Genomic DNA, 11,761 nt, shown 5'->3' on the forward strand with positions numbered 1-11,761 from the left:
CTGCCAGAGTATTCAGGCATCGCATACCAGCATATCTGGAACAAGCTTCAGCGCGAGCAGTTCGGAGCGCGCCTTCTCGGCAATTGTTGAGGGCGCCACGGTCGCTTCTTCGCGCAATCCTTTATCGAGCCGATCTCGAACCTGGCGACTTTTTAGGAGGCCGTATCGGCCCTGAGCCAGATAACTAAGATCGAGGCTACGGTCCATCCGCCGAATCCTCTGTTCGGCCGAAGCTGGCGGGACTTCGAGAATACATGAGGTCCGACGCACTTCCGAGGTCCATGTCCGTGAGGTCGCGCTCCCCGAGAGTCGCCTTCAGACCTCTGTGCCGCAGATTGCGTCGAGCCTTCAGGGCACAACCGAAGGCGAGGCGCGAGCCGCACCCCTCGCACCACTCGGCAACTACGATAGCATGTTCGCCGATGCGGCAGTCTTGATGGCAGCGGACGGCTACGGGAAGGCTAGGGTCGAGGGCCAGCGCGCTGGCCGAAGAGTTGTAGTCCGCACACTTGATTCTCAAGTTTCCGAACAGATTGAGCGCGAGATCGAGCCGGAGATGCTGTATGAGCGCGTCCGACCGATCTTCGCACGCATAAGCGAGGACCGCTACATGGAGCACAGTAGTGAAGAAGGTCCTTGAGTGGGCGCGCGCCCTAATTATCTCGCCGGAGTCCGTCGCGGTCGGCTGCGTCGCGCTCGTGTCCTACTACCGGCCTGACTTGACTCAAAGGGTTGGCGCGATCGGTCAGTTCGACAAGCTAGACGGGTGGGTGCTTGCCCTAGCGGCCGCACCGCTCCCGCTTGTCGGCCTCACGTACAGCGCTGCCATGAAGGTGCTCAGACCGGAGATCGGTAGGGCCGACCTGATCAGCTGGCCCGATTACTGGCGACTTCGCATTCAAGTTCTCTCCGCTCTCACGTGGGTGTGCGTAGGTGTGCTCGCGTGGCTCGGAGGCGGCCTTTTGATCAAGCAAGGTGCAGTCGTCGTCGGTACCGCGATATGTGTCAGGATTGCAGCCGCCGCTATCGCTACCGTCACTACTTCGCTTGCGCACCTAGACGTGCAGGACGCGCTTGAAGGTGCACCACCGGCGACACCTAACCTTGGTTCGGTGTACCACATACTCCGCGTATGACGGACCTCAGAGACGACGAGAGCATTCACGCTGCAGCGCCCCGCTACATCGAACGCGTGTACTGTAACGAGTGTGGACAGGACACGAAGCATGCGCGGCTCCAGAAACGGTCGCAGCACGGCTCCGAGCCATACGAGGAGGGGTACTCCGTCTCCTGGACGACCGTCTACACGCTCTATGAGTGCTGCGGCTGCGAGGCAGTTTCACTCAAAAGGGAGTTCTTCTTCTCCGAGTGGAACCGGGAGGATTCTCAAGTCGACTTCTATCCTCCGAGAACGTCGCGGAAGCCACCGTCATGGATGAAGGATCTTCCTGACCTCGAGCAGAAGTTGCTTCAGGAGGTATATCGTGCGATTGCGGCGGACAGCCCGCGGCTCAGCTTGATGGGCGCGCGGGCTCTCGTTGACATGCTCATCGTTCGAACGATTGGCGATACGGGAACGTTTGCCCAGAAGCTCATGAAGCTTGAAGCCGATGGCTTCGTTAGCCGTGTGAATCGGGAGGTTCTTGACGCAGTTCTGGAAGCAGGGAACGCGTCAGCGCATCGAGGATTCGAGCCCTCCTCTCGACAGCTACAAACTGTAATGGACATAGTTGAGAACCTGCTGCAAAGCCAACTCCTCCATGGCAGCGCGCAGGAGCTGAAGAAGACGGTCCCTCCGCGGCCGCCGAGGGCATAGTCCGGCACGCGGACACCTAACGGTAGTTGGAGCAGACGGCCGGATGGAACGCTCGCTTCGCTCGCTCTATCTGATCCGGCCGCAGCTCAACATTGGCGTTAGGCGCACCACCCTGCGAACGCGGAGAGCATGTCATGGCGACGTTTACCGTGACGCTTCACGGGCGCCCATCGCGACGGTTGATCTTCCCGTCGATCGCATCTGGGCAGGCGGGCGCGTCACGCCGCTACCCTCCTTCGATCAGGTCGCCCCCCTCCTCGCGGCGGCGGCCGAGGCTCCGTCGCTCGTGGCCATGCTGCTTGACCTTCCCAGCGGCGACGCCTTCCCCTCTCCGCTACTAACCGGATGGCGCCGGCCGCGGCCGCGGCGTATGAGGCACTGGCCGCGATGACGTTCGACCTGCTGGATGAAGCCGGACTGCCCGCCGGCGCCGAACTCGTGCGTCTCGGACCGAGCGGCGCCGGGACCAGCGCCGTCGTCCGCGTCTATTTTCGCCATGCGCCTGGTCGCGTCGTTGCCCGCATATCGACCGCACCGCACGTCGATGGGGGGGCCGGCGATGCACCGGGCGCTAACTTAGTTGGAGCAGACGGCCGATCTGTTGAACGCGCGCTGCGCGCAGCTCTGCTTTCTTCGGCCGCAGCTCAACAGGAACGTTGGGCGTCCACTCCGTCCGGAAGCTCAGCACGACCGGATCCCGTTGCCCACACATCGGTTTCCGCCGCCGGGGCGCGCAGACACGACCTTGATCCCGCAGCGCCTCCGTAGCAGACTACCAGCGTGGCCTCCCCCGCCTTCGACTACTCCCACTGACCATCGCAGAACGCCTGCAGTTGGTCGAGGAACTCTGGGACAGCATCGCGGCCGACGCCGATGCCGAGGCCCTGCCGCTCACAGACGCTGAGCGGGCGCTGATCGACGAGCGCCTCGCGGACTAGGCGCGAATCCGGCGACAGGGCGTCCGTGGGCCGACGTCCGCGCCGGCATCGTCGGCAAGCACCGGCAGTGACGGCGCTCGTCGTTCGTCCGCTCGCCGAGGCGGACCTCGACGAAACCTTCGCGTGGTACGAGAGCCGCTCGGTCGGCAGGCGTTGATTTCTTACGTGCCGTGGATACGTGCTTCGCCGCGATCGAAGCGACGCCGCTCGCCTATCCCGTGGTGTATCGTGGCGCTCGACGCGCCCTCCTCCGGCGATTTCCGTACGCCATCCTGTACCTCCTCGACGGGGAGCGCCTTCATGTGCTGGCGTGTACCCACACCAGCCTTCATCCGCGGCGCTGGCGACAGCGCGCGTGACGCCCAACAGCGCATGCAGCAGACAGCCGCGCTGTTGTATGCTCGCTTCGCTCGCGTGATTTTATGCGGCCGCAGCTGATGCTCAACGTTAGGCGCACCGACTGATGGCATCCGATAACTCCAAGTGGCTTCAGCATGCTCTCACGCCGGCGCTCAAGGCGGCGGGATTCCAGGAAGGCAGGGAGCAACTTTGGCGGAGGACCAACGCCACGACGGTGGGCGTCCTTAGTCTCCAAGGGTCTCAATGGGGGCCGTCGTTCTACGTCAATCTTGGCGTCTACTTTCGCGCTGGGTGACCGCGAGCAGGCAGCCGAGCAGACCTCCTGCCCATCCGCATCCGCCTCCAGCAAGGCTCGTGCCGAACCGGGAGCGCTTCAACTCCTGCTCGACCGAGAAACCGATGCAGCAGAATGTCAGGGCGCGGGGCTGGAGACTCTTGTGATTGAGCACGCAGTGCCAGCTGGCTGGACGCATTGTCGACTATATCGTGCGCGCGTCAGTACTTCAGCGTCCAGCGCCCAGCCGCAGCTTGGGTCACGAATGAGGCCACAGCCCTGTTGGCTTCGTCAGAGGGCGCCTAACATGGGGTTGGAGCTGACAACTGGCAGGTTGTGCGGAAGGCGGCTACGCCGCCTCTGCTATACGCCAGTTGCAGCTCAACCCGGACGTTAGGCAGTCCGACACATCTTTGTCAGCATGGATTCCCCCCGCCTCTCACCGCCTGCTGACCTGTTGATCCGTCTCGATGCGCTCCTCGAGCGCGAGCAAGGCGATCCAGCCTCCCGGGTGACGCGAGACGACGTGCAGACGTGTCGCATGCGGCTGGTCTCCCAACCGACGAATGGGCTCCGCTTCCGTGGAGCAGGTCAGGTGTCCCCTCCTCGCGCACCTCCGTGCCTGCGCGGCCTGTGAGCCAAACGCCGGGACAGGGAGCCCTCGTCGACAGCCTAGTGGGGCCGGCGTCGCCCACCGCTCGTCCGCCGACGCTCCGTATCCTCCGAGTAGGCCGACCCTACGGTCAGCGAGGGGCACCGGCCCGGCGCGGACACGTCGTCGCCCACTCGCGGCTGCTCGCGAAGCAAGGGATCGGGCCGACACTCGGCGCAGCCCGGCCGAAGTACCAGCCAAGGCGGGGCATTCTTTGGTGACGTCGGACTCGCGTTCCTAGTGCGGTCGCACGATCCGATCGCTGGATTGCGCATCGCCATTGTCCCCCTCGCGCGCGGAGGATACGTACGCGAACGCGAGCGAGGGTTGCAGCCGGACGTCACGAGTTCCCGACGTCGCAATGCACTGGACACGATAGTGTCGCGTCACGAGCACGTTGGGCATGAGCGTCGTTTCGTACGCCGTCCATACGCGCACGATCACGATCTGCAGCCGGGGTGAGGTGGGAACTTGAAGACTTGGTCGCGATGTGTCGCGCTTGTCGCGAGGTTAACTGCTGTCGTTGCAGCTGAACCGTCACTTCTGCGTTCCCAAACTCCACACCCAAGCCACCAGCAACGCGCAAGGCGCCTGCGAAGAAGGACAGCCCCGCTCCGTCAACTGGCGCGAAGGCAGGGCGTGCGACGGAGGAGCAGGCTCCCGTGCTCCTCCTTTCCGAGGAAGAACGGGGGACATCAGCGCGACTCGATGTTCGCCGCGCTCGCCAACGATGTCAGCCTCCGATTCCTGCGCAGCATGGCGAAGGACCGGCGCGAAGGGACGCCACTCTCGCTCTGGCTGGACTCGACCTCCGCGCGATGTGGCCGCATGGACTGCGTCAGGCACGTCGAACTCCCGCTCAATCCGATCAATCGCGCTCGCCTCGAGGCGTCGCCGCCTGCCGTGCCTGCAGCCGTTTCGGCTGATTCAGGTCGCGTGTCGGCAGCTGCTCGACGTCAGCAGCAACTACGAGGGCACTCAACCGCTCGCGTTTCTGGCGGCACATCGCCTGCTCAGCACGTTCGACACAAGAGAGCAGAACGAAGCGCTGTCGATGCTCGACGCGCGTGTCGAAAGCTCAGAGCGGCCCGGCTATCCTTCGCGCAGGCTTTGGCTTCGAGCCGCGACGCAGAGTCACGACGAGCCCGATCGCTTTCGCAGGTACCGCGAACTCCTTGCCAAGGCGCTGAGCGATGCATCCGCTCCACCTCTGGCCGTGCAGCAGATCAAGACTGCCACGTTCCCTGATGAACTCTGGCAGTCGGATTCGACGCGAGTACTGCGTCACCTCTCCGACTCGGTGAACTCGACGCCGCGACAAGCGCTCGCCGACGACTGGGAAACGGCCCAGCGCATCATTGCCGCACGCGGTGGCGCGATCGATCTCGCCATCACCATGGAGACGACGATCTCGACGATCGAGTCGGCGTTCAGCGATCGCTTGCGCTGGCTCTTCGGTGGAGGAGGACAACTCACGCGTCCCAACGCGAACGCCGAACGTGAACCGGGCTTGAACGCGCCATCGAGTCTGCGAAGTACCAGGTGTCAGGGCAGTTCACGCGACTGATGAGCGAGGTGAGCGCCCTCACCTTCCTGCGGGGAGCGCCTAAGGGTAGTGCGATTGAGTTTCTGGAGTTTCAGAACGCACTCCTCACGCGCTACATCCTCGATCGTTGCGGAGGCAACGCACGGTGCGTTGATGCGCTCTACGAAGTGGTACGCTCGAACAAGGGCATGCTCGCCATCGCGTATGGTTCGCGCCTCCCCGCGTCTCGCGCAGTGATCAAGGCTCTCCCGGAGGACGAGCAGGCGGTCACTCGCGCGTATCGCTCGCTTCTCACGAGCGGCAGGGGGTGGGAGAACGCCGATTCGCAAAGATTGCGGGAGCAACTGGCGCCCTTCGCAAAGGCGTTCGGCGGCAACTCACGAAGTGACTCGAGTCGGTCGATGCAACGTGACCGTCTGCTGCTCCGCGATGGTGAGGTGGTGGTCGACATCATGCGTACCACTCCGCTGGTTCGCGGAGAGGCGAGAACATACAACGCGTTCATTGTCTCCAGGGACTCGATGACGCGAGTGGTCGACCTCGGACGCCAGGGAGCGGTCGACTCGTTGGTCGAGGGGTGGCGACGCGCGGCGACGCTCACGGTTCCCGATTCCGCCCGCTGGGCGCAAGCCACGCAGTCGCTTGCAGACTCCATCTGGCGAAAGATTGCTGCCGCGCTACCTCCCAGGACCGCGCAGGTGTTCGTCTCACCCGACGGTCGCATGCTTCGCGCCAACTGGCCGATCATCGCCGCCGCCGGTGGCACGTCGCAGCCGGTGGCCGTCCTCCCGTCGTGGGCGCATCTGGTAGGAGCAAGGCGCACGCAACCTCCTGCCCGCGATCCCGTGGCCTACGTGGCTTCGGCCCCCGCCTTCGGCGAACGCGGGCAGTTTGCCCCCGTCGCGGCAAGGCCAAGCGTCTCGCCGTCGCTAGGAAAGGCACGACTACGTGTCGATTCGGTGCGCTCCGACCTCGTGACGCGAGAATCGATCACGCAAGGGCTGGAGCGTGCGCGCGTTGGCATGCTCGTGACGCACGGCACCACGCCCCAGAATCTGCGCGACTCGCTGTCCACATTCCTGGATCGCACCTACGTTGCGCTGAGTGGAGCGAACACGGATCCCACCGCACGACTGACCGCCACGGATTTCGCGAGGCTCGATCTCCGCGGACTGCAGTTGCTGCTGCTCGTGGCCTGTCGCATGGCGGACGGTGCGGTCGTCGAAGGGCAGGGGATGCTGGGATTCCCCCTCGCGCTGTCAGCGGCGGGTGCGCCGACGTCGCTCGTCTCGGTCTGGCCGGCGCCCAACGATTCATCGACGACAATGCTGGTCGAATCCTTCATGCGCGGAGTGGCTGAAGAGAGCCGCAGCTTCGACGACGCACTGCGCAATGCACAGGACGTCGTACGCAGGAAAGTACCCCGAGCCGAAGTACTGGGCAGGATGGGTGGTGTTCGGCGATGCGTTCGGACGGTTACGGGAGGGAGGCGACCATGTACAGACCGCTCGTGTCACTTCTTGTGTTTGCGTTGAGCGCCTCGGCGCAAGCGCAGAGCGTGGGATACGTCCTCTCCCTACGAGGGCAATGGACACTCGATGGCAAGGTCCTCGCGACCGACACGTATCATCCAGCGCTCTTCGTGAACAATGTGATTGCACGTCGAGCCGGCGTCGGAACGGACAGTGACTATGTGCGAGTGCGGCTCGGCGGCAGGACGTTCACGTTCTCGTGTCGTGATAACGGCTGCATCCGGCCGTTCGTGGTACGCCACGCATCCGGGAATCTTCGCGACTCCGAGACCGTGAAGCGGCTGCGCGAGGCGTTTCCGAAGCAGAACGTGCGTCCATTTCTGGCGAGCAACGCGTCGCTCGCCGACGAATTCCAGCTGGCGGACGGAGTCGTGCGCACGGCGGCGGGGGCAGCCGAACTGCGCCCACTCATGCCGTCGCGCATTGAAGCGGGTTTGGCGGTGCTCGCATGTCCCGTTGCGAATGCGAACTGCTCCCCGGAAGGCGGGGGCGCCAGCGTCTGCGACATCACGTCGAGCGGATGCAATCTGCCCGTCGGCGAGGAGGGCGTATGTGCTGAAGCTGCACCGCTCCATCAGGCGCGGGGCACGTGACGTATGAGACGACCGACGCCCTTCACCATCGCGCATGTCGCGTCGGGTGAACGGTACAAGAAAGATCGTCGCGGCCGCGGAGGCGCTGAAACAGGAAATCGGCAGTGGCAGGATCCTGCGACGCCTGAGGAACTGAGGATGTGGCAGCGCACGCTCCTTCTCACCGAGAGGCGAGATGACGCACATGTCGTCGCATCCGCCGGAATCGCTGCGGGTGCGGTTCGGAAAGATCACCTGGATGAACCTCGTTGTCTGCGGCGCTCTTCACGGTGTCGGTATACGGGTCGCACGTCGACGTCTTCCAACGCATGAGCTTCGTCGTGCTGGATAAGCTGGTGCGACGGTTCAACGACACGTCGAGTACGACGCTGGTGTTGGTGTCTCCGAAGGCACGAGGCGACACGACGTTCGGATATCCACTTCGTCCCGACCGGTTGCTCACGCTCATCGAAGCTGCGGATGCCGCAGGCGCTGGCGGTGATCGGCGTCGATTTTCTGACGGACGACACGACAGTACGCGAGCGTCGACGAACCGAGCACCCGCGCACCTATCGTCTGGGTCATGAGGCCGAGTCCTGACGAGGAGCTCGTGCCCCTGAATCCGCTCGGCAATAGAGCACTCCTCCGGGGAATCGCCGGGCTGTCGATGGTGGGCGTCGATGTGGATAACGTGCAGCGGCGATATCGCGCGTACGAGGAATCCGGCAAGAGTCTCTACGTGAGCTTCGCACGCGCGGTCGCAACGGCGTGGTGCCTGCAGGGGGCGCTCGGCCGTTGGGTCCCGCGAAAGGACCGTGCGTCTTCACACGCGGACAGCACCTCGGAACTCATCGTGCTGAACGAGGGCGTCGCGTCGACCGATGTCGTCGATGCGCTCGATCTCCTGCGCGTGCCTACGAGAGGCGCCATGACACCACCGCCGCGTGGGATGTGATCTCGGGGAAGCTGAAGGGGAGAATCGTCCTGCTGGGCGGCGTGGACCCGGAGGACAAGCACATCGCTCCCGACCGAAGTGTCGACGGCGTGTTGCTCCAGTCGCGCATGATCGAGTCCGAGCTGCAGGGCGGCTTCCTCCGTGAGGCACCGGGGGGCGTGGAGAAGGGCGTCAAATTCGGACTCGCGTTGTTCCTGATGGTCGCGTACGTGGTGTGGTCTCCCGCGATGGCTGCTCTCATCGTGGTCGGCGTGTTCCTCGCTGTCGTCGGCATCGCGACCAGCCCGTCACTCGCAACGGGTTACTGGCTCAATCCCCTTCCCCTCACCGTGGGCATCTTCTTCGAGATGTGGTTCGAGGACACTTCGGGCACCGAGGTTGCGGAGAGGCTTGGCCCGCTGGGGAAGTTGTTCAGGCCACTGTGGCCGCCGATTGGGTAGCGTCAGGCCATTCCAGTGGCTGGTGTAGGCCTACGGGTGCGAGTGTCGCAGGCGCGCCTTGGACGTGTGGGCGGCGGATCGGGCATCGCGCTCGCCCGCATGAAGCCGGGAAAGCCAATGCGGAGGACGAATGACGGCTCCGGACTTTCTCTGGAACGTCCTAGTCGTAGTGGTCGGGCTCGCGATCGGGATTCCCGTGGGCACCTACCGTGCGATACGCGCGGCACGGCAACGAACATCCTCGATCGCCCCGCCGTTCGTGCGAATGGTCAAGCAACTCCGAGAGGACCAGCAGCTCTCTCCGAGTGCTGCGCACACCTGTGTGGAGTGCATCGCGCAGGTGCTCACTCACGAGTTGACGCGCGCCGGGGGCCCAAGTGTGCCACGGCGTGCTGGCGAGCGGTGTACCGTCTGCAGTAAGGACTTCATGACCAAACGCCAGCCTGGCGGAGAGACAACCTGTGCGCGTTGCGGACTACCGGCGAACGTGTGGAACCTGATCGGAGGACTAAGCGAGTAAGCGGGTGCACAGGTAGCAGCACCCCCGACTGCGACGGGCCGAGCGACTGGGGAGACCATGTGAGGAAGAGTTGCGCCAGCGTCGCGTTAGCGAGTAGCACGCCCTGGCCAACATGAGGTTGGAACAGACAACTAGCGAGACTGTCGGAGCGCGGCTCCGCCGCGTCTATTGTACGCCAGTTGCAGCTCAACCCGGACGTTGAGGATGTAGAATAAGCCTGCGTGCACTGCCGGCGACCGCGCGATGCGCGACGTTATCCTCCGTGTGTTGACGAATCGGCGGCTGGTGCGCTCCCCAGGGAGCGGCGGGCCTCGCGCGGCGCGCGATGGCGCGCGTCCGCCCGCGCGTTAGGCGGCGTACCCCGCGTGGGCGAGCTTCTCGATGTTGTGAACCAGGCAGAAGAGCTTCCACTGCCCGTCCACCTTCGCGCGGCCGCGGAGCGTGAAGCGCGCGAGCCCCTTGTTGTGGCGGAGGTTCGCGAAGACCGGCTCCACGGTCGCGAAGCGGCGCCCGTACTGCGCGCGGCCCTCGGGCGTGTCCAAGCGCCGTTGCATCTGCCGGGTGTAACTCTCGGGCCGATTCGGCGCCGGCCCGTCGAAGAACATCACCTGCCGCGTGTCCGTGCGGTTGGGGGTGCGCAGGCACCGCGCGCGATGCGCACACGGCCCGCAATCGCGCTTGGCCCCGCGGAACTGCGCGCCGCGGTAGCCCTTGATCACCAGGTCCTTGCCCTTCCGATACAGCGACTTGCCCGCGGGGCACACACAGGTGCGGGCGACGGGATCGTAGGTGAAGTCGTGGGGCTGGTACACCGGGAGGCGCGTCGGCGTGCGCGACTTGTCGTGCAGCGGATCCGAGCCCTGCTGATGGCGCGCCTGCGTGGCGAAGCGCTCGTCCCGGGCGCGCATGCCCTTGTCCGCGATCAGCGCCGGGCGCTCCTGCGTCGCCAAGGTGCGCAGGTTGTCCTCACTATGGTAGCCCGCATCGGCCGTGATCAGCGTCGTGGCGGTCGCGTGCGGGGCGAGGGCGGCCACCACGGGCAGCAACAGCTCCTGCTCGGTCCCGGTGCCATGCGCCTGGGCGTCGATTATGATCTGGGCCTTGGCGTCGACCGCCGCGACGGCGGTGTAGCCCTGCACCACGCCTTTGCCGGTCGCCATCTTCGCGCTGTCGGGATCCGTGCGATTGCTCAGGCGCACGGCGCCTTTGGCGCTGCGCCGGTCGTCGGGATGCGCGGCGAGCCACGCCCGCAGCTGCGCCGCGTCGCGCTCGAGCCGCGCCAAGCGCTCCGCGTCCCGCGCCCGCCGCGTTGTCGGGGGTCCGTCCGGTGGGTCGGGCGGCCCCTCCTCCGTCGCGTCGGTCGCTTGATGCCGCGTGAGCATCCGCGCGGCGGCGGCTTCCAGCTTCTCGGCCTGGCGTTCGAAGTCGGCGCGCTTCCCGCTGCGCCGCTTGGACGCGTTGCTCGGGAGCTTCACGCCATCGATCGCGAACATCTCCCGGCCGATCAGCCCCTGCTGATCACACACCGCGAGGACGGCCGCGAAGACGTGGGCGATGTCCGGGCCGAGGCCGCTGACGAACGCGGCGATCGTCGTGAAGTGCGGGGTGCGTGTTCCGCAGAGCGCGATGAAGGTCACGTGCTCCTCGCAGAGTCGGGCGATCGCCCGGCTGCTGACGATCCCGCGCGCGTAGGCACAGAGCACCACCTTGAGCAGCACCGCCGGGGGATACGCTGGCGCGCCCGTGGTGTCGTTCCGGAACCGGACGTCGAAGCGCGACAGGTCGATGGCATGGTCGAGCAGGTGGTCGACCGCGTGCTCGAAGGTGCCGGGGAGGAGCTGCGCCGCCAGGTTGACCGGGAGCAGCCGGGGGTTGGTGTCGATCGCCTTGTAGCGGGCCATGGGATCTCGACGGCAGCGGGGAACGGCCACAGATTCGCTGCCGGGGGAACCCGCCGCACCCCGTGAAGTTCCGTGTCCACAGCGCGGGCATCGACGGGGTTTTCCTACAGCCACGTTAGGCAATATAAACACCAATCCGTTTTTCGTACGGAGGTCGTATGAAGACAAGACCGGCAACGCTACTCAAGGCTGCGGCTGGAGTGTGCCTACTTCTCTCAATTGCGAGGGCCGCCGGTGGTGCCATTCTCATCAGGC

General features: G+C 65.1%; 12 protein-coding genes. 10 read left to right on the forward strand and 2 right to left on the reverse strand.

Features of this window, described 5'->3' with window-relative positions; translation table 11 throughout:
- Nucleotides 1-12: 12 nt before the first annotated feature.
- The gene (locus tag IPN47_14625) at nucleotides 13-207 is read right to left on the reverse strand and encodes a hypothetical protein (protein ID MBK9409249.1); all 195 of its coding nucleotides are present in this window, start codon (nucleotides 205-207) and stop codon (nucleotides 13-15) included.
- Nucleotides 208-623: 416 nt separating this feature from the next.
- Here IPN47_14625 and IPN47_14630 point away from each other — a divergent pair, with 416 nt between their 5' ends.
- The 10 genes from IPN47_14630 (at nucleotide 624) to IPN47_14675 (ending at nucleotide 9,085) form a co-directional block, all read left to right on the forward strand.
- Nucleotides 624-1,136, forward strand: coding sequence for a hypothetical protein (locus tag IPN47_14630; protein ID MBK9409250.1), 513 nt, complete (start codon nucleotides 624-626; stop codon nucleotides 1,134-1,136).
- Between the two features lie 299 nt (nucleotides 1,137-1,435).
- Nucleotides 1,436-1,816 (forward strand): DUF4145 domain-containing protein, encoded by a 381-nt coding sequence (locus tag IPN47_14635; GenBank protein MBK9409251.1) that lies wholly within the window; start codon nucleotides 1,436-1,438, stop codon nucleotides 1,814-1,816.
- Nucleotides 1,817-2,625: 809 nt separating this feature from the next.
- Complete coding sequence (locus IPN47_14640) at nucleotides 2,626-2,754, forward strand: addiction module protein (GenBank protein MBK9409252.1); 129 nt, start codon at nucleotides 2,626-2,628, stop codon at nucleotides 2,752-2,754.
- 170 nt (nucleotides 2,755-2,924) lie between these two features.
- Entirely contained in the window at nucleotides 2,925-3,113 is a 189-nt protein-coding gene (locus IPN47_14645; GenBank protein MBK9409253.1) for a type II toxin-antitoxin system RelE/ParE family toxin, read from the forward strand.
- Nucleotides 3,114-3,217: 104 nt separating this feature from the next.
- Nucleotides 3,218-3,409: a DUF4304 domain-containing protein gene (locus IPN47_14650; protein ID MBK9409254.1), complete on the forward strand. Its 192-nt coding sequence runs from the start codon at nucleotides 3,218-3,220 to the stop codon at nucleotides 3,407-3,409.
- Between the two features lie 1,451 nt (nucleotides 3,410-4,860).
- Entirely contained in the window at nucleotides 4,861-5,607 is a 747-nt protein-coding gene (locus IPN47_14655) for a hypothetical protein (protein MBK9409255.1), read from the forward strand.
- A gap of 8 nt (nucleotides 5,608-5,615) precedes the next feature.
- Nucleotides 5,616-7,121 carry a CHAT domain-containing protein gene (locus tag IPN47_14660; GenBank protein MBK9409256.1) on the forward strand — a complete coding sequence of 502 codons (1,506 nt, stop codon included), beginning with the start codon at nucleotides 5,616-5,618 and terminating at the stop codon, nucleotides 7,119-7,121.
- On the forward strand, nucleotides 7,082-7,711 hold the full coding sequence (locus tag IPN47_14665) for a hypothetical protein (GenBank protein MBK9409257.1): 630 nt from the start codon (nucleotides 7,082-7,084) through the stop codon (nucleotides 7,709-7,711). Before IPN47_14660 ends, IPN47_14665 begins: the two co-directional genes overlap by 40 nt.
- A 589-nt stretch (nucleotides 7,712-8,300) precedes the next feature.
- The gene (locus tag IPN47_14670; protein ID MBK9409258.1) at nucleotides 8,301-8,645 is read left to right on the forward strand and encodes a hypothetical protein; all 345 of its coding nucleotides are present in this window, start codon (nucleotides 8,301-8,303) and stop codon (nucleotides 8,643-8,645) included.
- Nucleotides 8,642-9,085: a hypothetical protein gene (locus tag IPN47_14675; protein ID MBK9409259.1), complete on the forward strand. Its 444-nt coding sequence runs from the start codon at nucleotides 8,642-8,644 to the stop codon at nucleotides 9,083-9,085. Before IPN47_14670 ends, IPN47_14675 begins: the two co-directional genes overlap by 4 nt.
- Nucleotides 9,086-9,952: 867 nt before the next feature.
- Here the strand turns inward: IPN47_14675 and IPN47_14680 are convergent.
- Nucleotides 9,953-11,506, reverse strand: a complete 1,554-nt coding sequence (locus IPN47_14680) for an IS1182 family transposase (GenBank protein MBK9409260.1) — start codon at nucleotides 11,504-11,506, stop codon at nucleotides 9,953-9,955.
- Nucleotides 11,507-11,761 lie beyond the last annotated feature (255 nt).

Source organism: Gemmatimonadota bacterium, assembly GCA_016719105.1.
Lineage (GTDB): Bacteria > Gemmatimonadota > Gemmatimonadetes > Gemmatimonadales > Gemmatimonadaceae > SCN-70-22.